27 protein-coding genes, 2 tRNA genes and 1 pseudogene are annotated in these 23,621 nt (G+C 64.7%); 18 read left to right on the forward strand and 12 right to left on the reverse strand.

Translation table 11 applies throughout. The features are described 5' to 3' along the window. Positions 1 to 81: 81 nt before the first annotated feature. From malQ to MUN85_RS09290, 3 genes and pseudogenes are all read left to right on the forward strand, one after another. Positions 82 to 2,223, forward strand: coding sequence for a 4-alpha-glucanotransferase (gene malQ / locus MUN85_RS09280; RefSeq protein WP_250506452.1), 2,142 nt, complete (start codon positions 82 to 84; stop codon positions 2,221 to 2,223). 3 nt (positions 2,224 to 2,226) lie between these two features. Further along, entirely contained in the window at positions 2,227 to 2,688 is a 462-nt protein-coding gene (locus tag MUN85_RS09285; RefSeq protein WP_250506453.1) for a PTS sugar transporter subunit IIA, read from the forward strand. Positions 2,689 to 2,981: 293 nt separating this feature from the next. Further along, positions 2,982 to 3,244 (forward strand): annotated as a pseudogene (locus MUN85_RS09290) (5-methyltetrahydropteroyltriglutamate--homocysteine S-methyltransferase); the annotation flags it as partial. Between the two features lie 56 nt (positions 3,245 to 3,300). On the opposite strand, the gene pepN reads toward MUN85_RS09290, so the two are convergent. Next, on the reverse strand, positions 3,301 to 5,835 hold the full coding sequence (gene pepN, locus MUN85_RS09295) for an aminopeptidase N (RefSeq protein ID WP_250506454.1): 2,535 nt from the start codon (positions 5,833 to 5,835) through the stop codon (positions 3,301 to 3,303). Between the two features lie 83 nt (positions 5,836 to 5,918). On the opposite strand from pepN, the gene MUN85_RS09300 reads away from it, so the two are divergent. Further along, positions 5,919 to 6,521 carry a mycothiol-dependent nitroreductase Rv2466c family protein gene (locus tag MUN85_RS09300; protein ID WP_250506455.1) on the forward strand — a complete coding sequence of 201 codons (603 nt, stop codon included), beginning with the start codon at positions 5,919 to 5,921 and terminating at the stop codon, positions 6,519 to 6,521. Positions 6,522 to 6,524: 3 nt separating this feature from the next. Here MUN85_RS09300 and MUN85_RS09305 read toward each other — a convergent pair whose 3' ends face one another. After that, positions 6,525 to 7,214, reverse strand: a complete 690-nt coding sequence (locus MUN85_RS09305; protein ID WP_250506456.1) for an alpha/beta fold hydrolase — start codon at positions 7,212 to 7,214, stop codon at positions 6,525 to 6,527. An 86-nt stretch (positions 7,215 to 7,300) separates the two neighbouring features. After that, the gene (locus MUN85_RS09310; protein WP_250506457.1) at positions 7,301 to 9,259 is read right to left on the reverse strand and encodes a M13 family metallopeptidase; all 1,959 of its coding nucleotides are present in this window, start codon (positions 9,257 to 9,259) and stop codon (positions 7,301 to 7,303) included. Between the two features lie 66 nt (positions 9,260 to 9,325). Between MUN85_RS09310 and MUN85_RS09315 the strand changes: the two genes are divergently transcribed. Next, the gene (locus MUN85_RS09315; protein WP_250506458.1) at positions 9,326 to 9,778 is read left to right on the forward strand and encodes a ribose-5-phosphate isomerase; all 453 of its coding nucleotides are present in this window, start codon (positions 9,326 to 9,328) and stop codon (positions 9,776 to 9,778) included. On the opposite strand, the gene MUN85_RS09320 is transcribed toward MUN85_RS09315, so the two are convergent. Further along, positions 9,775 to 10,470, reverse strand: coding sequence for a hypothetical protein (locus MUN85_RS09320; RefSeq protein ID WP_250506459.1), 696 nt, complete (start codon positions 10,468 to 10,470; stop codon positions 9,775 to 9,777). The two genes, MUN85_RS09315 and MUN85_RS09320, sit on opposite strands and share 4 nt — an antisense overlap. Positions 10,471 to 10,539: 69 nt before the next feature. Here MUN85_RS09320 and MUN85_RS09325 point away from each other — a divergent pair, with 69 nt between their 5' ends. Beyond that, the gene (locus MUN85_RS09325; protein ID WP_250506460.1) at positions 10,540 to 10,884 is read left to right on the forward strand and encodes an MGMT family protein; all 345 of its coding nucleotides are present in this window, start codon (positions 10,540 to 10,542) and stop codon (positions 10,882 to 10,884) included. After that, a complete protein-coding gene (locus MUN85_RS09330; protein ID WP_250506461.1) occupies positions 10,877 to 11,734 on the forward strand; it encodes an Fpg/Nei family DNA glycosylase in 858 nt (285 codons plus the stop codon). Before MUN85_RS09325 ends, MUN85_RS09330 begins: the two co-directional genes overlap by 8 nt. Here MUN85_RS09330 and MUN85_RS09335 read toward each other — a convergent pair. The 6 genes from MUN85_RS09335 to MUN85_RS09360 form a co-directional block, all read right to left on the reverse strand. Continuing rightward, positions 11,731 to 12,234: a GNAT family N-acetyltransferase gene (locus MUN85_RS09335; protein ID WP_250506462.1), complete on the reverse strand. Its 504-nt coding sequence runs from the start codon at positions 12,232 to 12,234 to the stop codon at positions 11,731 to 11,733. The genes MUN85_RS09330 and MUN85_RS09335 overlap by 4 nt on opposite strands. 48 nt (positions 12,235 to 12,282) lie before the next feature. Next, positions 12,283 to 12,867, reverse strand: coding sequence for a serine O-acetyltransferase (gene epsC / locus MUN85_RS09340; protein WP_250506463.1), 585 nt, complete (start codon positions 12,865 to 12,867; stop codon positions 12,283 to 12,285). Positions 12,868 to 12,869: 2 nt separating this feature from the next. Further along, on the reverse strand, positions 12,870 to 13,799 hold the full coding sequence (gene cysK / locus MUN85_RS09345; protein WP_250506464.1) for a cysteine synthase A: 930 nt from the start codon (positions 13,797 to 13,799) through the stop codon (positions 12,870 to 12,872). 237 nt (positions 13,800 to 14,036) lie between these two features. Next, the gene (locus MUN85_RS09350) at positions 14,037 to 14,831 is read right to left on the reverse strand and encodes a hypothetical protein (protein WP_250506465.1); all 795 of its coding nucleotides are present in this window, start codon (positions 14,829 to 14,831) and stop codon (positions 14,037 to 14,039) included. After that, entirely contained in the window at positions 14,828 to 15,475 is a 648-nt protein-coding gene (locus MUN85_RS09355; RefSeq protein ID WP_250506466.1) for an IMPACT family protein, read from the reverse strand. The genes MUN85_RS09350 and MUN85_RS09355 overlap by 4 nt, the downstream gene beginning before the upstream one ends. A gap of 20 nt (positions 15,476 to 15,495) precedes the next feature. Further along, the gene (locus MUN85_RS09360) at positions 15,496 to 16,566 is read right to left on the reverse strand and encodes a GTP-binding protein (RefSeq protein ID WP_250506467.1); all 1,071 of its coding nucleotides are present in this window, start codon (positions 16,564 to 16,566) and stop codon (positions 15,496 to 15,498) included. A 53-nt stretch (positions 16,567 to 16,619) separates the two neighbouring features. On the opposite strand from MUN85_RS09360, the gene rpmB reads away from it, so the two are divergent. The 6 genes from rpmB to rpmF all read left to right on the forward strand — a co-directional run bounded on the left by rpmB (position 16,620) and on the right by rpmF (position 18,034). Next, positions 16,620 to 16,856, forward strand: a complete 237-nt coding sequence (gene rpmB / locus MUN85_RS09365) for a 50S ribosomal protein L28 (protein WP_250506468.1) — start codon at positions 16,620 to 16,622, stop codon at positions 16,854 to 16,856. Between the two features lie 9 nt (positions 16,857 to 16,865). Continuing rightward, the gene (rpmG, locus tag MUN85_RS09370) at positions 16,866 to 17,033 is read left to right on the forward strand and encodes a 50S ribosomal protein L33 (RefSeq protein WP_092565353.1); all 168 of its coding nucleotides are present in this window, start codon (positions 16,866 to 16,868) and stop codon (positions 17,031 to 17,033) included. Continuing rightward, a complete protein-coding gene (rpsN, locus tag MUN85_RS09375) occupies positions 17,033 to 17,338 on the forward strand; it encodes a 30S ribosomal protein S14 (RefSeq protein ID WP_250506469.1) in 306 nt (101 codons plus the stop codon). Before rpmG ends, rpsN begins: the two co-directional genes overlap by 1 nt. Positions 17,339 to 17,348: 10 nt before the next feature. Then, positions 17,349 to 17,594, forward strand: a complete 246-nt coding sequence (locus tag MUN85_RS09380) for a type B 50S ribosomal protein L31 (protein ID WP_250506470.1) — start codon at positions 17,349 to 17,351, stop codon at positions 17,592 to 17,594. Positions 17,595 to 17,600: 6 nt separating this feature from the next. Beyond that, positions 17,601 to 17,723, forward strand: a complete 123-nt coding sequence (ykgO, locus tag MUN85_RS09385; protein ID WP_092565347.1) for a type B 50S ribosomal protein L36 — start codon at positions 17,601 to 17,603, stop codon at positions 17,721 to 17,723. A gap of 143 nt (positions 17,724 to 17,866) precedes the next feature. Beyond that, complete coding sequence (gene rpmF, locus MUN85_RS09390) at positions 17,867 to 18,034, forward strand: 50S ribosomal protein L32 (RefSeq protein ID WP_092565346.1); 168 nt, start codon at positions 17,867 to 17,869, stop codon at positions 18,032 to 18,034. A 119-nt stretch (positions 18,035 to 18,153) separates the two neighbouring features. Here rpmF and MUN85_RS09395 read toward each other — a convergent pair whose 3' ends face one another. Together MUN85_RS09395 and MUN85_RS09400 are read right to left on the reverse strand one after the other, a co-directional pair. Continuing rightward, complete coding sequence (locus MUN85_RS09395) at positions 18,154 to 18,870, reverse strand: hypothetical protein (protein WP_250506471.1); 717 nt, start codon at positions 18,868 to 18,870, stop codon at positions 18,154 to 18,156. 152 nt (positions 18,871 to 19,022) lie between these two features. Next, a tRNA-Pro gene (locus MUN85_RS09400) sits at positions 19,023 to 19,096 on the reverse strand. 163 nt (positions 19,097 to 19,259) lie between these two features. Here MUN85_RS09400 and MUN85_RS09405 point away from each other — a divergent pair. The 5 genes from MUN85_RS09405 to clpX all read left to right on the forward strand — a co-directional run bounded on the left by MUN85_RS09405 (position 19,260) and on the right by clpX (position 23,588). Beyond that, a tRNA-Gly gene (locus MUN85_RS09405) sits at positions 19,260 to 19,333 on the forward strand. 42 nt (positions 19,334 to 19,375) lie between these two features. Further along, positions 19,376 to 20,731: a trigger factor gene (gene tig, locus MUN85_RS09410; RefSeq protein ID WP_250506472.1), complete on the forward strand. Its 1,356-nt coding sequence runs from the start codon at positions 19,376 to 19,378 to the stop codon at positions 20,729 to 20,731. 193 nt (positions 20,732 to 20,924) lie between these two features. Then, a complete protein-coding gene (locus MUN85_RS09415) occupies positions 20,925 to 21,530 on the forward strand; it encodes an ATP-dependent Clp protease proteolytic subunit (RefSeq protein ID WP_092565338.1) in 606 nt (201 codons plus the stop codon). A gap of 11 nt (positions 21,531 to 21,541) precedes the next feature. After that, positions 21,542 to 22,222: an ATP-dependent Clp protease proteolytic subunit gene (locus MUN85_RS09420; RefSeq protein WP_250506473.1), complete on the forward strand. Its 681-nt coding sequence runs from the start codon at positions 21,542 to 21,544 to the stop codon at positions 22,220 to 22,222. A 121-nt stretch (positions 22,223 to 22,343) separates the two neighbouring features. Next, a complete protein-coding gene (gene clpX / locus MUN85_RS09425) occupies positions 22,344 to 23,588 on the forward strand; it encodes an ATP-dependent Clp protease ATP-binding subunit ClpX (protein WP_250506474.1) in 1,245 nt (414 codons plus the stop codon). Positions 23,589 to 23,621 lie beyond the last annotated feature (33 nt).

The raw sequence follows: 23,621 nt of genomic DNA on the forward strand, positions 1-23,621 counted from the left end.
TGAGATCCGGACCGTCCCGCTTGTCGCGGGGCGGTTTTTATGCCGACCGTTCACTCACGAAACCTCACAGGTGGGAACCTCATGAGCATCGACAACTCCGACGCCCTTCGTCACCTGGCCGACCTCAACGGGGTCGCCACCGAATTCTGGGACTTTCACGGCGCCCATCGCCAGGTATCCGATGAGACGCTGATTCGGGTGCTAGCCGCCCTCGGCTTTCAGCTCACCTCCGATGAGGATGTCCACAAGGCGATCGCTGACGTCGATCTCGCCCCCTGGCGTCGCCTGCTGCCGGCCTGCCTCGTCGTGCGCGAAGGCCACGAACACGACGTGCCGGTTCACCTGCCGCACGGCCGCAGCGTCGAGGTCGCCGTCGTCTTGGAAGACGGCGGAAGCTGGCAGCTGGGGCAAAAGGACCACTGGGTCGAACCGCGTGAGGTCGACGGGGTACTGACGGGGCAGGCAACGTTCGTTCTGCCGAGTAACCTTCCGCTGGGCTGGCACACGGTGGTGGCCACGCTTGGTGATGGGTCGACGACTCGGGCGCCGCTCGCGGTCACTCCGGAGCGGCTGGCCGAGCCCACGCTTGCCACGGGCCGCGGCTGGGGCACGATGGCCCAGCTGTATTCGGTGCGTTCCAAGGACTCGTGGGGGATGGGCGATGCACGTGATCTAGCGGAGCTGGGTTCGTTCTTCGGTTCGGTGGGAGCCGACTTCCTTCTCATCAACCCGCTGCATGCGGCCGAGATGTTCCCGCCCATCACGCCCTCGCCTTATCTACCGACGTCGCGCCGCTTCGTTTCTCCGCTCTACATCCGGCCCGAGGACATTGAGGAGGTTGCCTACCTCACCGGCCCGCAGCGATCTCTTGTCCGCTGGGCGCAGCAGGAGGTTGAAGCCGATAACGACTCGCCCGAGCCCATCGATCGCGATGCGTCCTGGCGGGCAAAGAGCCAGGCCCTCGCCGTCATCTACGCGCACGGGCTGTCGCCTGCCCGGCGCCGCGAATTCGAGCGCTTCCGCAGCGAGATGGGCCAGGGCCTGGAGGACTTCGCCCTGTGGTGCGCACTCGCGGAACGCTACCGCGGCGAGCAGTGGCCTGAGTCGGTCTCGCACCCGTCCTCGCCTCGCACCCGGCTGCTGCGCATCGAGCTTGCCGAGCGGATCGATTTCTTCTGCTGGCTGCAGTGGATCATTGACCAGCAGCTGCAGCGCGCACAAGCCGACGCGATCGATGCCGGAATGGGACTCGGCCTCATGCAGGACCTGGCGGTCGGTGTACACCCCGGAGGCGCTGACGCGTGGGCGTTGCAAGATGTCTTCGCGCGCGGCATCGAGGTGGGCGCTCCGCCAGACATGTACAACCAGCAGGGCCAGAACTGGTCCCAGCCTCCGTGGCGCCCCGATGCCCTCGCTGAGCGCGGCTACGAACCGCTACGCGACATGCTCCGCACCGTGTTGCGTCATGCCGGCGCGATCCGGGTGGACCACATTATTGGGTTCTTCCGCCTATGGTGGATCCCGCAGGGCGCATCGCCCGGTGACGGCACCTATGTTCGCTTCGATCACGAGGCTATGATCGGGGTCCTGCTGCTCGAAGCGCACCGCGCCGGCGCGGCACTCATCGGCGAGGATCTCGGGACCGTCGAGCCGTGGGTGCGCGATTACCTGACGGAGCGCGGGATCTTTGGCACCTCGGTCATGTGGTTCGAGTACGGCGAGGACGGGCTGCCGAAGCGTCCCGAAGATTACCGCCACCTGGCGCTCGCGACCGTCGACACCCACGACATGCCGCCCGCGGCCGGTTACCTCGCCGGTGAGCACGTCGATGTTCGAGAGCGCCTCGGCCTGCTTGTCGACCCGGTGGAACAGGTCCGCGCGGAGGCACTCGCGGAACGCGAGCGCATGCTCAACCGCCTGCGTGAGTACGGGCTCATCGGCGACGATCCCACGGAACGCGAGATCGTCGAAGCGATGCACCGCTACATCACGCTGACGCCGAGCCAACTCCTCGGAATCTCGCTTACCGACATGGTGGGGGAGCGTCGGACGCAGAACCAGCCAGGCACGGACCAGGAATACCCCAACTGGAAGATTCCGCTCGGTGATGGCACTGGAGCATCGATCCTCGTGGAGGATTTGCCAGACAACGGGCGGCTCACGTCGCTGATCCACACCGTGCGCGAAGCGCTCGGCGTGCGCGACCGCCTGGGATCGCACTAGGTCATGGCTGGCTCGGCGGCTGAGCTCACGGTCAGAGCGCCCTTTGGTGGGCACGTCGTCGACCTGCCCGATGTCCCGGACGATATCTTTTCCGGCCAGGTGCTTGGGCCTGGCGTAGCGATCTGGCCGGAACGCGAGCGAATCCCCGTCGTGGCGCCCATTGCGGGGCTTATCACCGCCTGGCATCCGCACGCCTGCGTCATCTCACCTGATGAGGGCATCCCGATTCTCGTGCACCTAGGGCTGGACACCGTCGCATTGCAGGGTCGGGGGTTTGCCTGGCACGTAGCCAAGGACTCGCGGCTGGCACAGGGTCAACTCATGTGTGCCTGGGATACCTCAAAGATCGAGAACTTCCTTCCTATTACGCCGATCGTGGCAATGGGGGAGGCCCATAGCATCACGCGGCTAGCCGGGGAACATGTCGAGGCAGGCGAATCGCTCTTTTCGGTCACAGCTCCATAGCCTGAATCGAGCAATATTCCTTAACGCGCGCTACATTGTCGACGATGTGGACGCGTCTTTCAGCTCGCGGTCGCGCCCATTGATACTGCATTTGTGTTCCTGCGAATGTTTGGTTGACGAGCACGTCAGCGCGCCTCGGTCCTCTTGAACTTTCTCCTGCGCACACATTCGGAAGTCCGCGTGCCCGTCAGAGCCCACCCCTGGACCCGGCCCGAACCGTCCTTGCAGGAACACCACCATGACTACCGCTCTTGCCATAGCACCCCTATACCCCATCTGACCCGGCATCTTTCGTGGACGCCATCGACAACCTCGATGCCGATGTCACCTCGATCGAGGCGTCTCGCTCGAAGATGGATGTCTTGCCCCCCCGCGCATTCCGACGCTGCAAGAGGAGGTCGCGCTGTCGCGCGCTGCCACCACGGCCTTGGACCCGCGCCAACTGTGGGTGAACCCCGACTGCGGGCTGAAGACGCGCGCCTATCCCGAGACGATCGCGACGCTTAGGAACCTGGTGGCTGCCGCCGCGGAGGTACGCGGGCAGGTGAGCTCGTAGGTTGAATACCGAAAGGCCCGGCCAGCGCGTGCTGGCCGGGCCCCTTGGCATCTGGGCTAGATCTGCTGGATCCGCTCCGCGCGCTCGACGCCGTCGAGCTGCTCGGAGACGAGGCGGCGCAGCGCGGCGGGCGCGTCCTCGTGCGCTTCGAGCCAGGCTCGAGTCTGATCGGCGATATCGCTCAGGCCCGCCAGCTCCGTCGGATAGAGCCAGCCGACGAGCATCTGCGCGATGTGGCCGGAACGCTCGCGCCAGATCCGCTCGAGCTCGTCAAAGTAGCGCGGCGTGAAGCCGGTGAGGAGCTCGGGGCGCTGCCAGGCGCGGGCGAACATGCCCCGCATCGTTGACAGCAGCGCGTCGTTGGACAGGGACTCATCGCCCAGCGCGGCATCGAAGGCTGCCTGTTTGGCGCCCGCCGTCGGGATGGCGGCGCGCGCGAAGGCGGCCTCTTCCCGCCCGGTCAGCGACGGGTCGGATTCCAGCTGGGCGACGATCTCGCTCTCGCCAGCCGCACCGGCAGCGACGAGGCCCTGCAGCAGTTTCCAGTTCAACGCGTCATCGAGCGTCAGGCCCGCGATGGCGCCGCCCGCGATGCCGCGCAGGTAGGCGAGCTGGTCCGTGGTCGTGGCGAACCTCGCGTAGTGCTGGGCGTAGAGCAGCTGCTCATCGCTGCCCGGCTTTGCGTCGGCGAGCAGGTCGCGCAGCGTCTCGGCATAGGACTCGATGACCTGGGCTCGCCCCTCGGGCGCGGTGAAGCGCTCGGCCGCGGTCGCGAGCTGATTGAGCAGCGAATGCCGGACCGAGGGCACCATTCCGGGGGCCGACAGGGCGCGGGAGGCAAGCGCCACGAACTGGGCGCCGCTCATCTCGGCGTCGCGCGTCATGTCCCACGCGCAGCCGAGCAGGACGGCGAGGGCGAGCGAGTCGGCCATGGTGTCGATGTAGGTGGTGGCGCTCGCAAGGGAGGCCTCGCTCATTCGGATCTTGGCGTAGGCGAGGTCCTCGTCGTTGACGAGCAGCATCGCGCCGGCCCGCTGGCCGACAAGCTCGGGCAGTTCGGTGCGCTCCCCGTCGACGTCGAGCTCGTCGCGGTAGGTGCGGGTGAGGATGCCGTCGATCACCTCGTAGCCGCCGACGGTGACGCGGTGGGGCCGCATGGAGGAGCCCTTGAAGGATTCCTGAATGATCGCAGCGGAGCGGATGATGCCGTCGTCGTCGATCTGAAGTTCAGGGCGCAGGATCGTCAGGCCCTCTTCTTCGAGCCAGACCTTGGACCACGCGTCAAGATCGCGGCCAGAGGCGGCCTCGAGTTCGGTGAGGAAATCGGCGAGCGTCGTGTTGGACCACTCGTGCTTGTCGAAGTAGTTCGTCACGCCGGTAAAGAAGGGCTCGCGCCCGACGTAGGCGACGAGGGAACGCAGCACGGCGGCGCCCTTGGCGTAGGTGATGCCGTCGAAGTTGACCTCGACGTCTTCCAAGTCGTTGATTTCGGCGACGATGGGGTGCGTGGAGGGCAGCTGATCCTGGTTGTAGGCCCAGGCCTTTTCGACGGCCGCGAAGGTGGTCCAGGCGTGATCCCAGCGGGTGGCCTCGGCCGTCGCGAGCGTGCACATGAACTCGGCGAAGGACTCATTCAGCCACAGGTCGTTCCACCACTTCATCGTCACGAGGTCGCCGAACCACATGTGGGCGAGCTCGTGCAGGATCGTCACGACGCGGCGCTCGATCATGTACTCGGTGGGCTTGGAGGAGAAGATGTATTGATCGCGGAAGGTCACGCAGCCCGCATTTTCCATCGCGCCCGCGTTGTATTCGGGCACGAAGAGCTGGTCGTACTTCGTGAACGGGTAGGGGCGGGCGAACTCGCGCTCGTAGAATTCAAAGCCGCGACGCGTGATGTCGAAAATCTCCTCGGCGTCCAGATGCTCGGCGAGGGAGGCGCGGCAATACAGGCCGAGCGGGATCGTGCGGCCATCGCTGCTCGTCAGCTCGCTGCGCACCTCGTGGTACGGGCCGGCCACGATCGCGGTGATATAGGTCGAAATCGGGGGAGTGGCTGCAAAGTCCCAGCGCTTGGCGCCGGCCACCTCACTGACCGACGCCGGCTCATTGGAGACCACGACCCAGTGCTCGGGGGCCGTGACGTGGAAAGTGAAGGCGGCCTTTAAATCGGGCTGCTCGAAGCAGGCGTAGACGCGGCGGGCATCGGGTACCTCGAACTGGGTGTAGAGGTAGGCCTCGCCGTCTTCCGGATCGACGAAGCGGTGCATGCCTTCGCCGGTGTTGGTGTAGCGGCAGACGGCCTCGATCGTCAGCTCGTTGTGGGCGGCCAGCCCCGTGATCTGGATGCGGTGATCACCAAAGGCTGCGGGATCGACCTGCTCACCGTTGAGCTCGATTCGCTCGACGCTATCGGCAATGAGGTCGACGAAAGTGGCTGCTCCGGCCTCGGCGTTAAAGACGATCGTCGTCGTAGAGCCAAACGTTTCATCGCCGCGGGTGAGGTCGAGGTTCACGTCGTAGGACTCGACGTCGGTGACGATTCTGGCGCGTTCGATCGCTTCGAGTCGGGTGAGGTTCTTGCCGGGCATGGTGCTCCTTCGGCTGCCGGGGTCGGTATCGGTTCGATCTTTCCACCCTGCGCTATCTCGGTCCACCCAATACAGTGAAGGGTATGAGCACCAACGTTGAATTCTGGTTTGATCCGACCTGCCCGTGGGCCTGGATGACGTCGCGCTGGATGGGCGAAGTCGCCGAGGCACGCAACCTCGATGTCTCCTGGAACCTGCTGGCGCTCGCGGTCTTGAACGAGGGCCGGGAGCTCGATCCGGGCTACCGCGAGATGATTGATAAGACCTGGGTGACGTCTCGTCTTATCGCTGCCGTCGCCCAGAGCCAGGGCCAGGAATACGTTAAGCCGCTCTACGATGCGCTCGGCACACGGATCCACGTCGAGGGCCGCACCGATACCGAGGCGATTATCTCCGAAGCGCTCGCCGAGGTGGGCCTACCGGCAGAGCTCGCCGATGCCGCTCAGACGGAGGACTTCGATCCCGTCATGCGCGAATCGACCCAGCGTGCGCTCGACCTCGTCGGCGATGACGTCGGCGTCCCCGTGATCGCGATTGATGGGGTGGCATTCTTCGGCCCCGTCGTCTCGCCCGCGCCCAAGGGCGAGGACGCGCTCAAGCTCTGGGACGGTTGCGTCGCCGTAGCTTCCGTTCCCGGCTTCTTCGAACTCAAGCGCTCACGCGACGTGGGGCCGATTTTCGACTAGCTGTTAGCACAGGTCGTGCTGTGCCAGAAACTGTCGTATTTCGCCTGCCACGGCCGCGCAGTGCGTGATCGGGGCGAGGTGGCTGGCACCCGTAATGATCCGTACGGGCGCATTCGATGCGAGGCGAGCAGCCCGGCGTTCGTGAAGACGCATCTGATCGAACTGCCCGTTGATGAACACGACCGGACAACGGACCTGTCCTAACAGCCGCAAGGGGCATGCACGCTGCACGCTCGCCCAGATGTGCGCGAGGTCGTCATAGGCCTCGGGCGGTACGAGCAGGTCGTCCGCCATTCCCAACCGGCGGGCCAGGCTGTTGCGGGCATGAGTGAAAGCCCGTCGCGGAGCTCGCTCAACTGCCCACGCGAATGCGCCATAGGTCGCAGCTAATGCTCCCGTGGGCTCGGCCGAGGCTCCCAGCAAAATGAGCCCGGCGACTCGATCCGGATGGGTGGCCGCGTACCCGAACGCGAGATAGCCGCCAAGTGAGTGTCCGGCAAGAACGAACTGATCCGCCCCGGAGCTCGCCTTTTCGATAGTCTCGGCAACGCGCGGGATCGTGAACCGCTCGGCGAGGCGGGGGCCGTGTCCCGGAAGGTCGGGGGCGACGACCTCGACGCCGCCCAGCAGCGAGGCATAGCCCCGCCACTGGGCGGCGGACGACATCGAGCCGTGCAGCGCGATCAGGCGCATGACCTACTCGGACGTCTTGATCAGCGCAATCACGATCCCCACTAGGGCGAGAATGCTGACGATCGCGAGAACCGGGAAGAGCGACGCTACCAAATCTCTACTCGCTTTTCCGGATCGAGCCACATGCCGTCGCCCTCGCGGACATCGAAGGCCTCATAGAAGGCGTCCATGTTGCGCGGCACGCCGTTGCAGCGGAACTCCGCGGGCGAGTGCGGGTCGATCGTGAGCAGGCGGATGATCTCGGCGTTGCGCGCCTTCTCCCGCCAGATGTGTGCCCACGAGTAGAAGATGCGCTGCAGGCCGGAAAGGCCGTCGATCTCGGGCGCCTCGGCGAGCGTCTTGCCCTGCTTCTCCAACGCGATTTCGTAGGCCTTCAGCCCGATCGAAAGGCCGCCGAGGTCCCCGATGTTCTCACCGATGGTCAGCGCACCGTTGACGTGATGGGGGCTGTCGTCGGGCAGCTGCGAGGGCACAAACGCGTCGTACTGCTCGATGAGCAGCGCGGTGCGCTTTTCGAATTCTTCCCGGTCGGCATCCGTCCACCAGTTCAGCACCTGGCCGCGGCCATCGAACTGCGAACCCTGGTCATCAAACCCGTGGCCGATTTCGTGCCCAATGACCGCGCCGATCCCGCCGTAGTTTTGCGCATCATCTGCCTCGGCGTCGAAGAACGGCGGCTGCAAGATCGCGGCCGGGAAGACGATCTCGTTCATCGTCGGCATGTAGTAGGCGTTCACGGTCTGCGGGGACATCAGCCATTCATCGCGATCGATCGGGCCGCCAAGTTTACCGAGCTGCCGGTTGAACTCGAATCGGCTCCCGTTGCGAACGGCCGTGACGAGGTCACCTTCGGGGATCTCCAGCGCAGAATAGTCGCGCCACCGATCCGGGTAGCCCACCTTGGGCGTGAACGCGTCGAGCTTGACGAGGGCCTTGTCCTTGGTTTCCTCCGTCATCCACTCAAGCGTGGTGATCGAGCGGCGGTAGGCCTCGATGAGGTTCGCTACCAGTTCATCCATCGCGTTCTTGTGGCTCGGCGGGAAGTGCTCGGCGACGTAAAGCTTGCCGACTGCTTCACCGAGATTGGCTTCGACCACGCCGACCCCGCGCTTCCACCGCTCGCGCAGTTCTTCCGCCCCCGTCAGGGTGCGGCCGTACATGTCGAAGTTCTCCTCGACGATGTCCGAGGTGAGGTAGGGGGCCGCGGCGTGCAGGACATGCCAGGCGGCCCACAGCTTCAGGTCCGCAAGGTCCGCGCTCTGCCAGAGCTTGCCGGCGTGCTCCAAGAATTCCGGGACCTGAACGATGACGACCTCGAGCTGAGCGTCGGAAATGCCCGCGGCGCGGCGCCACCCCTCGAAGTCGAAACCGTCCAGCATCGTGGCAAGCTCTTCAACGCTCGTGGGGTTGTTCATTTTCTGGATATCGCGTGAGGCGACGCGGTCGCGGTGGCCGCGCGCGATCTCGGTCTCCAGTGCCATGATGCGCGTCGCCGCAGCCGCCGGGTCATCGGCGAGTTTGCCGAGCTTGACCATCTTTTCCACGTGCCGCACGTAGGCCTCACGCGTCTGAGCATGGGCGTCTTCGCGATAGTAGGACTCATCCGGCAGCCCGAGGCCCGCCTGGGCGAAGTACAGGGCGTAACGTTCGGGGTTGTTCAGGTCAGAAAAGACACCAATATCGAAGAGCGCGGGACCGCCGCTAGGGTAGAGCTGTCCGAGGGCTGCGGCGAGCTCATCCTTCGTCGATGCGGCCGTGATGACCTCCAGAACATCGGCCAGCGGGCTCATTCCAGCGGCCTCGATCGCCTCGGTGTCCATGAACGCGCGGTAGAGCCGGCCGATCTTCGCGGCTTCCTCGCTGCCGTCACCAACATTCTCATCGGCGCAGCGTTCGATGATTGCTCGCACCTGCTTTTCGGACTGGTCGCGAAGATGGTGGAATGCTCCGTCGCGTGCACGGTCTGCGGGAATCACATGGTCAGCCAGCCAGTCTCCGTTGAGGGCGGCAAAAAGGTCGTCTTGAATTCTCACGGTAGAAGTCATGAGCTCAGACTAACGGAGCACGCGGAGTGGCACCGCCGAGAATCGGCGTGGGGCACAATGGGAGACATGCGAATTCATCTGGGAACCGATCATGCCGGATTCGACTTGAAAAATGAGCTTGCCGAACACTTACGTTCGCTGGGGCACGAGGTTATCGACCATGGTGCGCACACTTACGATGCGCAGGATGACTATCCGGCGTTTTGTATCGAGGCGGGTCTCGGTGTCGTCGCCGACCCGGGTTCCCTCGGCGTCGTCATCGGCGGGTCCGGCAATGGTGAACAGATCGCGGCCAACAAGGTTAATGGCGTTCGCGCGGCCCTCGTGTGGAATCACGACACCGCCGTGCTGGCTCGCCAGCACAACAATGCGAACGTGATTTCGGTCGGCGCTCGCCAGCACTCCACCGAGGAGATCTTCTCGCTCATTGAGGCCTTCATCGCGGAACCCTTCAGCGGCGATGAGCGCCACCAGCGCCGCATCGATCAGATTCAGGCCTACGACGACGAGCGCAACTAGCGCCGCGTCATCGCAATCGCGATCAGTGCCTGCGCGGGTAGCGCAACCAGGACTACCAGCGGAAGCCAGGCAAACACCAGCGTCCACACCGCGACCATGAGTGCGGGAACAAGGAATGCGAGGAGCGGGCGAGCGATGCCCGCGCTGCGTGAATGCATGATGCCGGCGCGCACGAGTTCTCCCGCATCTCCGGGCGAATCCACGACGCGCAGCCAGCCATAGGTCTGGACCGCCGCCGCCACCGCTGCCCCTACCAGCCAGCCCGCAAGAACCGCGAGGGCAACCTGCCAGGCTTCAAGGCCGCTCGCGGAAGTCCCACCAACGTAGCGGCCGTCTTCCGAGCGTGCCGCTGCAACCAACGCTCCCAGAACTAACACGAGCGCAGCCGCGATTCCGGCCACGAGGCGCACCCGCATCGCCACGGAATTGCGGGAGATGTCTTTGCCGCCGCGAGCCCATGTCCCGGCAATCGCGCCGAGTCCCGTCGCCGCGGCCCACGTTGCCAAACCCCAGCCAAAGGGAATGGGCCAGGAGGACAGCGGCAGGAAGATCACCGAAGCAATGAGCGCCACGGCGGCCACCGCAGCTTGCACCATCAGCAGCATCTTGGTGTTGGCCTTCGCCCGCGCCATCGCATCGGGGACCGCGTCATGATCGTGCGGAATGGAGGAATCGCAGTGTTCGCAAGACATGGCTCCATTCTCACACGCCCCACCCCTGGCAGGCCCCAGTGCCGACCGATACCGTTGATGGCGAGAGTTATGAGTAGTATCGAGGATTTCCCAGAGCTTCCCGGGCATGCTGAGCGCGTCCTAGACATCGTCAATCAGATCCCCGCCGGACGTGTATGTACCTATGGGCTGATCGCCGAGTGCCTCAAGGACCGCTACGGCACCGGCTCCGCGCGCCTCGTCGGACAGGTCATGAGCCGCTATGGCGGGATCGGTCCCTGGTGGCGCGTCGTGCGCGCCGACGGGACACTGCCACGCCAGCTTCGCACCGATGCGCTGGCACATTACGACGACGAAGCCACCGCGCTCGTCTGGCGTCACCCCACCAAAGTCGACCTCACCCGCGCGCTGTGGGACCCGCTCGCCGATGCCTGAGGGCCATTCCATCCACCGGCTCGCCGCCGCGTTCGACGAACTCCTGGCCGGTCAGAGAATCGACGTCAGCTCGCCCCAAGGCAGGTTTGCTGACGGCGCCCGACTCCTGAGCGGACGACGCTACGAAGGCTCCGAGGCCTACGGCAAGCACCTCTTCCAGCATTTCGACGATCTCGTCTTGCACACCCACCTGGGCCTGTACGGCTCGTGGACCTTCGATGGCGATGAGTCCTTCGTCGCGCCGCACGCGATCGGAGCGCCGCGCCGCCGGATCGGCGAAAGCGAAGAGCTCGCGGGCGAAATTACATCGACCGAGGCGTGGGCCCCGCCAGAGCCGCGCGGCCAGGTCCGGGTACGGCTCGCCACAAACCACGGGATTGCCGACCTCACCGGGCCGAACCAATGCCGCGTCCTAAACGCGCCCGAGATCCTCGCCGTCACCTCGCGGCTCGGGCCGGATCCACTACGGGCGGACGCCGACCCTGAGCGCTTCATCACGCGTGCCCGCCAGCTGCGCCGTCCCATCGGCGAACTCGTCATGGACCAGGCCGTCATCTCCGGTCCGGGCAATATCTACCGAGCCGAGGCGCTCTTCATCGCCGGCATCCACCCGTGGCGTCCCGGTAATCGAGTCTCGATAGCCCGCCTGCGCACCCTGTGGGACGTTCTCGCCGAGCACATGAAAAATGGGGTGGAAACCGGCTCCATCGTGACGACGAGTGAGGGCGAGCAGGAACGGTTCTACGTCTATCAGCGAGCCGGACTGCCCTGCCTGGTGTGCGCAACCCCCATCGTGATGGAGGAGATGGCGGCGCGAAAGCTCTACCGCTGCCCGCGCTGCCAGCGCTAGTTGAACTCCTCGTGCTCGGTGAAGCCGAGCGTACGGTACAGTCGCGCAGCATCCGCAGCGTCGACGAGATCCACCCGCAGTGCGATGGTTTCGTGCCCGTCCGCCTCCTGCTTTTGCGCGACGGCCGCGAGCAGGCTGGAGGCGACGCCCTGGCCCCGGTGATCGGGGTGAACAAACAGCTCGATGACGAACGGGCCGTCGGGCACGTCGTCCCACGGCGGGTCGAGGACGGTCATGATGACGCCGATGAGCCGACCGTCGCGCTCCGCGCCCAAAAAGCCGCCCGGGGCCTTCTTGCCGAAGGCGCCCGCAAAGCTCATCTCCATCTCGTCGTAGGCGTCATCGAAGCTCTCGGCCGCGACGCCCGGGGGATAGGAGCGGAAATACAGCCGTGCGAGCTCGTCCAGGTCGTTCAGGCGTAGCGGCCGAATCTCGATGCCTTGCGCACGCGGCACACTCGTCAACGAACTGACGTGTGAGCTGTATGTGGCGCTAGTCATATTGCCACTGTACTACTGAAGCCTCGTAAGCGACGTAGCCCGGAGAGACTAGATAAACAGCGTGGGATCGACGATCTGCTCCGCGCCCTTGGACTCCGGATTCGGCTGGCGAACCTTGGCTGGCACGCCGATCGCCGCAGTTGCTGGCGGGACATCTTTCACGACGACGGCGTTGGCACCAATCTTGGCGCCATCACCGATGTAGATCGGACCGAGTACCTTCGCGCCCGCGCCCACCATGACACCGTTTCCGAGGGTGGGGTGGCGCTTGCCCTTGCGCATCGAGACCCCGCCGAGCGTCACGCCGTGAAACAGCACGCAGTCGTCACCGACCTCGGCCGTTTGGCCGATGACGACCCCCATGCCGTGGTCGATGAAAAAACGCCGGCCGATGCGCGCACCGGGATGGATTTCAATCCCGGTGAGCGCGCGCATCAGCTGGGAGAACAGCCGCGCAATGAGTTTGTGGCCGCGCCCCCACAGGTGGTGCGCGACGCGGTGGCCCCACACCGCGTGGACACCCGGGTAGGCGAGCGCGACCTCGACCATGGTGCGGGCGGCCGGATCGGAATTGCGGGCCGCCTGCAGGTCCTCCTTCATGAGCGTTGTCAGGCTCACCGGCTCGTGAGTCATGGCTAGTCGACCAGCCCCTCAAACAGGGCGGTCGACAGGTAGCGTTCGCCGAGGTCCGGCAGGATGACGACGATGCGCTTGCCCGCGAACTCCTCGCGCGTGGCGAGCTTCGCGGCCGCCGCGAGCGCGGCACCAGCCGAGATCCCGACGAGCAGGCCCTCCTCGCTCGCGGCCTTACGGGCCGTGGCAAGCGCCTCCTCGCCGGTGATCGCGATGACCTCGTCATACAGGTCGGTATCGAGCACCTCGGGCACGAAGTTCGCGCCGATGCCCTGGATCTTATGCGGGCCGGCGCTCCCCTCGGTCAGCAGCGGCGATTCCGCCGGCTCCACGCCGACGAGGTGCAGGTTCGGGTTGAGCTCTTTCAGGCGTCCGCCGGCGCCCGTGAGCGTGCCGCCGGTGCCAATGCCCGCAACGAAAACGTCGACCTGCCCATCGGTGTCCGCCCAGATTTCCTCGGCGGTCGTCGCGCGGTGGATCGCCGGGTTTGCGGCATTAGCGAACTGGCGGGCCAAGACGGCGCCATCGCGTTCGGCGACGATCTTCTCGGCGGCCTCAACGGCGCCGCGCATCCCCTCCGCGGCGGGGGTGAGGACGAGCTCGGCGCCGTAGGCCCGGAGCAGCACGCGCCGCTCCTTGCTCATCGATTCCGGCATCGTGAGCACGACGTGATAACCGCGCGCCGCGCCGACCATCGCGAGCGCGATGCCGGTGTTGCCGCTCGTCGCCTCGACGATGGTGCCACCCGCAGGCAGTTCGCCCGAGGCCTCGGCAGCATCGACGATCGCGACGCCAATGCGGTCCTTGACCGAGTTGGCGGGGTTGAAGTATTCGAGTTTGGCAACGACCTCGGCGTCGCCAGGAGTGAGCCGGTTAATGCGCACGAGCGGGGTGCGGCCGGCGAGATCAGAAACATTTGCGGCAATAGCCATGGGAACTCCAAGAAGTGTGCGGTGGTAACGAACAGTGCCGGTCATCGAGGGAACGCTGGACACGTCAACCACGTGCGGCGCGCGGTGACGCAAGGCAGGGTCCAACGCCCTACAGACAGCAACAACAGGGGCGCCCGCAAGCTTCCCGAACCCACCCCGAGCGAGCAGCGATACGTGGCAGATGGGCCATGGCTGCTCCTTATCGACTCGGTGGGCGTAACTGTCGCCAGTGTAGCGCTAGTGCGAGGTCAATGGCGCATCCGGTCCGCTCTGCGAGGAATTGATTGCCTCATTGACGGCGTGCGCGAGCGGCGCGGCGTCATCCGTCGTCGCCACGAACGTGCGCTCACCCGCAAGGTGCAATCGCAGCGCCGGGCCCTTTTTCAGCACGACGCCGCGCTCGCCGGACAGGTTCGCGCGGTAGCCAAAGCCACCGAATTCGCCAAATGGATCGACCTGACTAACCTCGGCACGCACGATCTCGGTCAGCGGGTATTGCCGCTGAATGAACGGGATCTGCGTGCGCAGCTGAACGTCACGTCCCGTCACAAGGATCCGCCACGGCTGCAAAAACAGCGGGATGAGGAGCGCAAAGAGCGCCAGCAGCAGCGCGAACCACCACATCGACGAATCGACGACGACGAGCATGATGATCACCGCCGCCAAGAGCGCGACCGACGCCCACCCAAGGATGAGCGCGGGCCGCCCCGCCTGGGCCAGGCCCTCGGCTAGCACCCCCGGCGAGGACGTCGCCGGTGCCTCGCGCACCGCGAGCTGGGGCCGCGGCAGCGCGAGGTAGGTGAGGCAGGCGAGCGCCACCCCCGCGAGGACGAATCCGCCCGGCAGGACGGCGTTGGGGTTTTCTGCGATGACGGTGAACGCGATCCCGCCGACCCACACCAGGGCGCCGACGACGAGGGCAATCACCGCCCGATAGTCGCCAGCCGCACGATCCTTCTGCGTTGTTGCCCACGCGATCGTCGTCGTGACAAAAATAGCCGGCAACAGCAGCACGTTCGTGAGCCAGATCATTGGGCAACCTCCACAATGCGGTCGGAAATGCGCCGCGGCTTACCTTCGCCGAGCGTGAGCGCGGCGAGCTGGGCGGCAAAGGCGTCTTCATCGGGGTGCGTGAGCGTGAACAGGGCGTCGGCGGGACGCTGCGGATCGCTGCCGTAGGCGACGTCGGCGACGGTGATCCCGTGCCCTTCGAAGCCGGCGTGCAGCCGCCCGGCGTCCGCCGCGTCGACGCTCAGCTCCCAGGCCGGGATCGCTTTCAGCTCCACGATTGTTGCGGCCTGCAGCGTCACGAGCGCCGCATCGGTATAGGCGCGCACCAGTCCACCGGTGCCGAGCTTGATGCCGCCGAAATAGCGCACGACGACGAGCGCCGTATCGATCAACCCCGAGCCCCGCAGCGCGGCGAGCATCGGCATCCCGGCCGTGCCCGACGGTTCGCCATCATCGGAGGAGCGTTCGATCGGATTGACCCCCGCGCGCACCGTCAACGCCGTGCAGTGGTGGCGGGCGTCGGGAAACTCCCCACGAATCTCGCTGAAAAAGGCGCGGGCGGCCGCCTCCGAATCGATCCGGCGCGCGTAACCCAAGAACCGCGAGCGCGAGATCTCGAGCTCAGCGTGGGCGGTCGTGCCGCGCGCGAGCGTGAGGTCAGCCATGCCCCCAGGGTAGCGAAACGTTAGCTTGCGGCGCCGAGCCAGGGCTCCAGCGCATCCTCGCCGAGCCAGCTTTCCGGCTCGCGCGCCAGCTCCGCCTCGGTCAGCAGGCTGTCGGCAAAAGCGCGCGTCAGCCGCTCGCGTTCGCTGCCGCGCCCGGTCACCACGAGGCGGGTGCTTCCCTGCCCGTGGCCGCCGCGCATGCCCGCGATCCCGACGCTGACCTGGCCGCCGGCGCCGTCCCAGCTGCACACCGCATCGGGCCGGCTCGGCACCCAAAACCGCCCGCGGTGCACGAGCTCGCCGGTACCCAGCAGCTCGATGTTCTCGAGCAGGCGCGCGGGGTGGAAGGGGCGCGGCGAATGCAGATCGAGCGTCCACGTGCCGTGCTCGCTCGGCCCGCCCCACGGCTGAATGGCGATCGGATCGACGCGCGCAAACGCCGCGAGCGCGTCGTGCTCGCCGCCAAAGACGAGCGGGTGAACGGCCCCGCCATGCAGGTCCTCGGTCAGCAGTGTGTCGTGCGCCCGCAGGTGTTCGACGAGCTCGCCGCCCGCTCCGTCGCCACCGTGCGCGATGATGAGGTCGGCGTAGGACAGCTGGGCGAGCAGTGCCTCGCCGACGCTGCGCTCGGGCGCATCGCTCGCGATGTTGCGCTCGGAAAGGGTGAGCGGCTCCAGTAGCTCCGCCACGCTCGCCCGGGTGTCGACGATCGCGCCGACGCTCGCCAGCCGGGCCGCGAGCGCGCCCTCGCCCACGGCTTGGCCAATCGTGCGCGCGAGCGGCATCGGGTCAAAGCCCAGCGGCGCGAAGTAGGCAACTTGCCGCCCCATGCCCGTGGCGAGCAACGCCGCCAGCGCCTCAATCGCGTCGGCCGCCACCGCGCAGCCAAAACACCCCGGATTGAGCTCTGTCCAATAGTCCTCGACGACGCCCTGCTCGCCGAGCACCAGGTGCCGAGCCTGGGTGAGGTCATCGGAGATGGAGTGAATGAGCGCGTAGGTCGCCGGCTCACTCACGACGAGGTCAAAGGCCGCGCAGTCGCGCAGCACGGGGTCGATGGTCGCGAGCAGCGACAGGGGAGTGTGAGGCATGTTGTGCATCCTATGCTTGACGATAACGATTCTCAACATCTAATCTGGAGCGCATGTCTGCACACTGCCAAGTCACCGGCAAGCGACCCGCCTTCGGCAAGCGAGTCTCCCACTCCCACCGCCGCACCTCGCGCCGCTTCAACCCCAACATCCAGAAAAAGACCTACCTCGTTCCCTCGCTCGGTCGCCGCGTCACGCTGCGCGTCTCGACGGCGGGCATTAAGACGATCGACAAGCGCGGGATCGACGCCGTCGTTGCCGAGCTCATCGCGCGCGGCGAGAAACTCTAAAGGAGAGACATGGCAAAGAAAACCGACCTCCGCCCCAAGATCAAGCTGAAGTCCACCGCCGGAACGGGCTTTACCTACATCACGACGAAGTCGCGGCGCAACACCCCCGATCGCCTCGTGGTGAAAAAGTACGACCCGCGCGTGCGCCGTCACGTCGACTTCCGCGAGGAGCGCTGATGGCAAAGACCTCCAAGATTGCGAAGAACGAGCAGCGCCGCAAGATAGTCGCGCGCTACGCCGCGCGGCGTGCCGAGCTGAAGAAGGCCTCGGTCAACCCCCACCTGAGCGCTGCAGAGCGCGAGGCCGCCATGGCCGCGTTACACAAGCTGCCGCGCGATGCCTCGCCGACGCGCGTGCGCAACCGCGACGTAGCCGATGGCCGGCCCCGCGGCCACCTGCGCCGCTTTGGCCTGTCGCGCGTGCGCTTCCGCGAGATGGCGCTGCGCGGCGAGCTGCCCGGCGTCACGAAATCAAGCTGGTAAGGAGACCGCAATGAAACCCGATATTCACCCCACCTACCGCAGCGTCGTCTTCCGCGATAACAGCGCAAACTTCGCCTTCCTCACCCGCTCGACGATGACCAGCGAGAAGACGATCGAATGGGAAGACGGGGCTACCTACCCGGTTATCGACGTCGACGTCTCCTCAGCGTCCCACCCGTTCTACACCGGCAAGCAGCGCGTGCTGGATACCGCCGGCCGCGTGGAGAAGTTCAACCGTCGCTACGGCAAGAAGTAGGCCGCGATGAAGGTTCGAGCATCCTTGAAGGCGCTGAAGAAGAAGGATGGCGCCATCGTCGTGAAGCGACGGGGCAAGGTCTACGTCATCAACAAGCGCCACCCCAACTTCAAGGCCCGGCAGGGCTGACGTGGTAACCTTGACAGGTTGCCCGACGGCCTGTGGCCGATCTCGCAGCAGTTTGCGGCGTCCGAGGTAGCATTTACCCCCGGATCCGTGGCAAGCTATTCAACGGCTTTTGATCAACGAAATGGAAAGGAGCGGCAGGGCACATGGCAGTTCCGAAGCGCAAGATGTCCCGCAGCAACACCCGCTCTCGCCGGTCCCAGTGGAAGGCTCAGCTCACCGAGCTCGTGACCATCCGCGTCCAGGGCCGTGAGATGAAGGTGCCGCGTCGCCTCGCGAAGGCATACAAGCAGGGCATTCTCATCGACGAATAGACCTCATGACAAGTGGCGGGCCGGACCCATTAAAGGATCTGGCCCGCCGCTTTGTCATGGGAGCGCGTCAGTTACCCCTGATAGGGACGCGTGCGGCGGTGCGTGGCTGTGCGGAGACCTCAATAAGCGGGGAAGACGTCGCAGGACGTCACGGGTTCGGGGACCCGGATACGTGGGGTTTCGATCTTAGTGGCGACATTCGGGGCAAACTCACCTCCGGTCAGTCCGCTCGATTTCCCGCCCACAATCTTGCCGTCGGCATTGCGGCAGACGAATCCGAACGTTAGGTTCGTCGTTTCTTCGAGGGGGCTCGTGAAGCTGAGGTCGCCGAACGTAACATAGCCATCGTCCACGCTGACATCGTCAACGGTGAACGGCTCGATTGGGGTGCTGGTTTCCCCGCTCGGAAACGTGACCATCCCAATGGCGCTGCGAATAGCGACGACGGCTTCTTCGCTGTCAATGATGGCAGAGTGCGTAAGCACCCTGCGTTGCCCAGGCCAATCGAACAAGTCCTGCGAAGTATCGCGAGCGAGCTCATTGCCATCGGCACCATCGAAAGCGACCATGACGCTCACAATCGGGCCGACCGTGGCGGGCGAATCTGATGCCTCGACAACGACAAAGGCGTCTGCGAACCAATCAAACTGGGAGAATCCGCTGTCGACGACGGTGTATTCGGGCTCTGGCGGAGGGGGAGTCGTTTCAATTCCCTCCGCCGCGCCTAACACGTCTTGAGCCGTTCCGGAGGGGGAGTTACCGCAACCAATAAGGCACGCCGACAGGCCCACTGCGCTACCTGCAAGTAGTAACCTGATTCGCTTCTGAGTCGTCATCGGCACCCCAATCTCGCGTCCCGCAAGAATCCGGAATCTAGCAGTGTGGCTTACCCGCGCTGCTGTGTATGGATGCTACCCCGAACTTCTCGTACTTGCCTGGCGCGGCACTGCTTACCGTGGAACTGGCGCCCAATGGTGAAAGAAAAAAGTCGGGGTGACAGGATTTGAACCTGCGACCCCCTGCTCCCAAAGCAGGTGCGCTACCAAGCTGCGCCACACCCCGTGACTCGATTCGCCACATTATCAGTAGGCGAGCGGCGTGCGCTAACCGTCAGCACAGAGGTGTGCAGCGCCACAGCGCCGATGACGAGTGCGGTTCGACGGAAGGCGGGCGTTACCGGTAGAGTATTTCCGCACCGCTGTTTCACCTTCGGATATAGCGGCGTGCGGATGTAGCTCAATGGTAGAGCCTCTGCCTTCCAAGCAGATGGTGCGGGTTCGATTCCCGTCATCCGCTCCAATTTCGTTTAGTCCCGATCCCCAACATTGGAGCCCAAAGGCTGTGAAGACCGAAGTCGAGAATCTTGAACCCACCCGCGTGAAGCTGACAGTGGAAACCCCGTATGAGGAAATCGCGCCGGCCATCGACAAGGCTTACCGTGAGGTCGCCAGCCAGATCAACATCCCGGGCTTCCGCAAGGGCAAGGCGCCCAAGCAGATCATCGATCAGCGCGTTGGCCGCGGCATCGTCCTGGAGCAGGCCGTTAACGAGGTCCTGCCTCAGCTCTACCGCGACGCTGTCACCGAACAGAACCTCGCAGTGCTTTCTCAGCCCACGATCGACGTGACCGAGATTCCGAACGCCACTGGCGAACTCGGCGGAAACCTGATCTTCACAGCTGAAGTTGATGTCCGTCCCGAAATCGTCTTCCCGGATCTGTCCAACGTCGAACTCAGCGTCGACAACGCGTCCGTTAGCGATGACGACGTGGAGGAAAAGCTGACCGAACTGCGTCAGCGCTTCGGCTCCCTCGTGGGCGTCGACCGCGCCATTGAGGACGGCGACTTCGTCACGATCGATCTCAAGGCCGAAATTGATGGCGAAGAGATCGACTCGGTCTCCGGCGTCTCCTATGAGGTCGGTTCCGGTTCCATGCTCGAAGGTATGGACGAGGCTCTCATCGGTGCTGAAGCCAACGAGGAGAAGTCCTTCACCACCAAGCTGCTCGGTGGCGAACACGCCGGCGAGGAAGCCTCCTGCACGATTACCGCCACCGCGGTCAAGGAGCGCGACCTTCCCGAGGCCGACGATGAGTTTGCGGAGCTCGCCTCCGAATTCGACACGATCGACGAGCTGCGCGAGGACCTGCGCGTGCAGGCCGAGAAGGATGCCGCTTCGGCGCAGGCGCTTGCGGCCCGCGATAAGTTGCTCGACCACCTGCGTGAGACGGTCGAATTCCCGCTGCCCGAAGGTGTCATCGACGCCGAGATCGCCGAGCACCTCGCCCAGGAGGGCAAGGACGCCGACGATGAGCACGGCAAGGAGATCCGCCCCGACATCGAAAACGCGCTGCGCGACCAGCTCCTGCTGGATGCCCTGGCCGAGAAGCATGAGGTCGGCGTTGAGCAGAACGAGCTCATCGAGTTCATGATGATGACCGCGCAGCAGTACGGCATCGACCCGAACCAGTTCTTCTCCGGTGCCGCCGAATCCGGCCAGATCCCCGCGTTCATGGCAGAGATTCGTCGTAACAAGTCGCTGATCGCCGCGCTCAAGGAGGTCACCGTCAAGGACGAGGACGGCAACGAGCTCGACCTGTCCGCCTTCCTTGGCAACGACGACGCCAGCGAAGAATCTGCCGAGTCTGCCGAGTCAGTGGACTCCGCGGACTCTGCCGAGGAGACCGACGAGAAGTAACGTCGCGACAACCCATAGCACGGAGGGCGTGCCCAGAAGATGTCTGGGCCCGCCCTCTTGCTATCTCGCGACGGGAATTGTCGCCCGCTCCTGTAACCTGCGCCGACAGCGAAAAGACCGCCACCGAATCGGAGCGCGTCAAGACTTCGCGATAGTCTCCAATCATTGCTAAGGCCCTACCCGCCTAGGAGGAATGTTGAGTAAAGGTGACCTCGCCAATGCGGCCCTGAACGATCACATCTATAACCGCCTACTCAAAGAGCGCATCATTTGGCTCGGCAGCGAAGTACGCGATGAGAACGCGAACGCCATCTGCGCCCAGATGTTGCTGCTCGCCGCCGAGGATCCAGAATCGGATATCTACCTCTACATCAACTCCCCTGGCGGCTCGATTACGGCAGGTATGGCCATCTACGACACGATGACCTACATCCAGCCCGACGTGGCTACGGTTGCCACGGGGCTAGCCGCCTCGATGGGGCAGTTCCTCCTGTCCTCTGGCACCCCGGGCAAGCGATACGCCACCCCGCACGCGCGTATCCTCATGCACCAGCCCTCCGGTGGGGTTGGCGGCACGGCCTCCGATATTCGGATCAACGCCCAGCTCATCTTGCACATGAAGCGCACCCTCGCTCAGATCACCGCCGAGCAAACCGGCAAGACCGTTGAGCAGATTCTGGACGACGCTGACCGCGACAAGTGGTTTACCGCGCACGAAGCGCTCGAATACGGCTTCATCGACCACGTCGTCGCCCATTCCGCCTCGGTCACCGGCTCCGGTGGCATGACGGGCAAGTAAGGAGAATACCCATGGATTTTTCGTACCACGCCAAGCGCACCGCGGGCCTGCCCGGCGGCGCCGCCCCCGTCATCGCCGATAACCGCTACGTGCTGCCGCAGTTCGAAGAGCGCACCGCCTACGGTTACCGTCGCCAGGATCCCTACGGCAAGCTGTTTGAAGACCGCATCATCTTCCTTGGTGTCCAGGTCGACGACGCATCCGCCGATGACGTGATGGCCCAGCTGCTCGTCCTCGAATCCCAGGATCCCGATGGCCTCATCACGATGTACATCAACTCGCCGGGCGGGTCCTTTACCGCGATGACGGCGATCTACGACACGATGCAGTACATCCGTCCGCAGATCCAGACGGTCTGCCTCGGCCAGGCAGCCTCCGCCGCTGCCGTGCTGCTCGCTGCCGGCTCGCCCGGAAAGCGGCTTGCCCTGCCCAACGCCCGCGTGCTCATCCACCAGCCCGCGATGGAAGGCGCGCACGGCCAGGCCTCGGACATCGAGATCATCGCCGACGAAGTTGAGCGGATGCGGTCCTGGCTGGAGGAGACCCTCGCCAAGCACTCTGGACACAGCGCCGAGGACATCCGTCACGACATCGAGCGCGACAAGATCCTCACCGCCCAGCAGGCCCTCGCTTACGGCCTCGTGGACCAGGTCCTGGAGTCCCGTAAAGCGCCCGAACTCCCGGCCTCCTAACTCCACAGATCCGGGTGGCGCGCCGTCATAGCCAGAAAATGACGGCGCGCCACACCGGCTCTGTCGGTAGGGTGTGACAAGGTGGAGAGACGAGATTGACCGCCGAAAGGACGTGAAGCCCATGGCTGACGGGGCAGACATGCTGAAGTGCTCGTTTTGTGCCAAGAGCCAAAAGCAGGTTCGCAAACTTATCGGTGGTCCAGGTGTCTACATCTGCGATGAGTGCGTCGAGCTATGTGTCGAGATCATCGAAGAACAACTCGTCGATGAGACCGAAACCAGCGCAACCGGTGAGCTTCCCACGCCCCGCGAAATCTTCTCGTTCCTATCCGAATACGTGATTGGCCAAGACGAAGCCAAGCGCGCGCTCGCAGTCGCGGTCTACAACCACTACAAGCGGATGCGCAGCCCCGCCGAATCCGACGACGACGTCGAGATCGCCAAATCCAATATCCTTCTCATCGGTCCGACGGGAACGGGTAAGACCTACCTAGCGCAGACCCTCGCCCGGATGCTCGATGTCCCCTTCGCTATCGCTGATGCGACGGCCCTGACCGAAGCGGGCTACGTCGGCGAGGACGTTGAGAACATCCTCCTCAAACTCATTCAGGCCGCGGGCGACGATATCGAACGCGCCCAACGCGGCATCATCTACATCGACGAGATCGACAAGATTGCCCGCAAGGCAGAAAACTCCTCGATCACCCGCGATGTCTCGGGCGAAGGCGTGCAGCAGGCGCTGCTGAAGATCATCGAAGGTACCGAGGCCGCGGTCCCGCCGCAGGGTGGCCGTAAGCACCCCCATCAGCAGTTCTTGCACATTGATACCTCCAATATCTTGTTCATCGTCGCGGGCGCCTTTGCGGGCTTGGATGACCTCATCCGCCAGCGTGTCGGCAAGCGGGGAATCGGGTTCGGCGCCCAGCTGCAGGACACCAACCGCAGCCTCGATATCTTCCGCGAGGCCCGCCCCGAGGACTTCCACAAGTACGGCATGATCCCCGAGTTCATCGGCCGCCTGCCCGTCATCACGGCCGTGGAGGAGCTCGATGAGGAATCCCTCGTGCGGATCCTCACCGAGCCGAAGAACGCGATGCTCAAGCAGTACAAGAAGATTCTCGACCTCGACGGAGTTGAACTCGAGTACACCGACGACGCCATTCGCGCCGTTGCGAACAAAGCCATCGCGCAGGGTACGGGAGCGCGGGGCCTGCGCGCCATCATGGAAGAAACGCTGCGCGATGTCATGTTCGATGTGCCAAGCCGCGATGACGTTGTCAAGGTCGTCGTGACGAAGGAAGCCGTCGAGGATGGCGCTCCCGTTACGCTCGTGACGAGCGCGAAGGACCGCAGTAAGTCCGCATAAGGGCACCTGCCCTGTCCTAGTCAGTGGACAGGA

The organism is Bowdeniella massiliensis (assembly GCF_023634005.1).
Classification (GTDB): domain Bacteria; phylum Actinomycetota; class Actinomycetes; order Actinomycetales; family Actinomycetaceae; genus Bowdeniella; species Bowdeniella massiliensis.

Excerpts from the sequence above, each read along its gene's own strand:
- rpmF (WP_092565346.1), top strand. The coding sequence starts at position 17,867 with ATGGCAGTTCCGAAGCGCAAGATGTCCCGCAGCAACACCCGCTCTCGC.
- MUN85_RS09335 (WP_250506462.1), bottom strand. The coding sequence starts at position 12,234 with ATGACTAGCGCCACATACAGCTCACACGTCAGTTCGTTGACGAGTGTG.
- clpX (WP_250506474.1), top strand. The coding sequence starts at position 22,344 with ATGGCTGACGGGGCAGACATGCTGAAGTGCTCGTTTTGTGCCAAGAGC.
- rpmB (WP_250506468.1), top strand. The coding sequence starts at position 16,620 with ATGTCTGCACACTGCCAAGTCACCGGCAAGCGACCCGCCTTCGGCAAG.
- MUN85_RS09350 (WP_250506465.1), bottom strand. The coding sequence starts at position 14,831 with ATGATCTGGCTCACGAACGTGCTGCTGTTGCCGGCTATTTTTGTCACG.
- MUN85_RS09355 (WP_250506466.1), bottom strand. The coding sequence starts at position 15,475 with ATGGCTGACCTCACGCTCGCGCGCGGCACGACCGCCCACGCTGAGCTC.
- MUN85_RS09360 (WP_250506467.1), bottom strand. The coding sequence starts at position 16,566 with ATGCCTCACACTCCCCTGTCGCTGCTCGCGACCATCGACCCCGTGCTG.
- epsC (WP_250506463.1), bottom strand. The coding sequence starts at position 12,867 with ATGACTCACGAGCCGGTGAGCCTGACAACGCTCATGAAGGAGGACCTG.
- MUN85_RS09380 (WP_250506470.1), top strand. The coding sequence starts at position 17,349 with ATGAAACCCGATATTCACCCCACCTACCGCAGCGTCGTCTTCCGCGAT.
- MUN85_RS09395 (WP_250506471.1), bottom strand. The coding sequence starts at position 18,870 with ATGACGACTCAGAAGCGAATCAGGTTACTACTTGCAGGTAGCGCAGTG.
- malQ (WP_250506452.1), top strand. The coding sequence starts at position 82 with ATGAGCATCGACAACTCCGACGCCCTTCGTCACCTGGCCGACCTCAAC.
- ykgO (WP_092565347.1), top strand. The coding sequence starts at position 17,601 with ATGAAGGTTCGAGCATCCTTGAAGGCGCTGAAGAAGAAGGATGGCGCC.
- MUN85_RS09420 (WP_250506473.1), top strand. The coding sequence starts at position 21,542 with ATGGATTTTTCGTACCACGCCAAGCGCACCGCGGGCCTGCCCGGCGGC.
- MUN85_RS09305 (WP_250506456.1), bottom strand. The coding sequence starts at position 7,214 with ATGCGCCTGATCGCGCTGCACGGCTCGATGTCGTCCGCCGCCCAGTGG.
- pepN (WP_250506454.1), bottom strand. The coding sequence starts at position 5,835 with ATGCCCGGCAAGAACCTCACCCGACTCGAAGCGATCGAACGCGCCAGA.
- cysK (WP_250506464.1), bottom strand. The coding sequence starts at position 13,799 with ATGGCTATTGCCGCAAATGTTTCTGATCTCGCCGGCCGCACCCCGCTC.
- MUN85_RS09415 (WP_092565338.1), top strand. The coding sequence starts at position 20,925 with ATGTTGAGTAAAGGTGACCTCGCCAATGCGGCCCTGAACGATCACATC.
- MUN85_RS09325 (WP_250506460.1), top strand. The coding sequence starts at position 10,540 with ATGAGTAGTATCGAGGATTTCCCAGAGCTTCCCGGGCATGCTGAGCGC.
- rpmG (WP_092565353.1), top strand. The coding sequence starts at position 16,866 with ATGGCAAAGAAAACCGACCTCCGCCCCAAGATCAAGCTGAAGTCCACC.
- rpsN (WP_250506469.1), top strand. The coding sequence starts at position 17,033 with ATGGCAAAGACCTCCAAGATTGCGAAGAACGAGCAGCGCCGCAAGATA.
- MUN85_RS09310 (WP_250506457.1), bottom strand. The coding sequence starts at position 9,259 with ATGACTTCTACCGTGAGAATTCAAGACGACCTTTTTGCCGCCCTCAAC.
- MUN85_RS09285 (WP_250506453.1), top strand. The coding sequence starts at position 2,227 with ATGGCTGGCTCGGCGGCTGAGCTCACGGTCAGAGCGCCCTTTGGTGGG.
- MUN85_RS09330 (WP_250506461.1), top strand. The coding sequence starts at position 10,877 with ATGCCTGAGGGCCATTCCATCCACCGGCTCGCCGCCGCGTTCGACGAA.
- MUN85_RS09300 (WP_250506455.1), top strand. The coding sequence starts at position 5,919 with ATGAGCACCAACGTTGAATTCTGGTTTGATCCGACCTGCCCGTGGGCC.
- MUN85_RS09320 (WP_250506459.1), bottom strand. The coding sequence starts at position 10,470 with ATGTCTTGCGAACACTGCGATTCCTCCATTCCGCACGATCATGACGCG.
- MUN85_RS09315 (WP_250506458.1), top strand. The coding sequence starts at position 9,326 with ATGCGAATTCATCTGGGAACCGATCATGCCGGATTCGACTTGAAAAAT.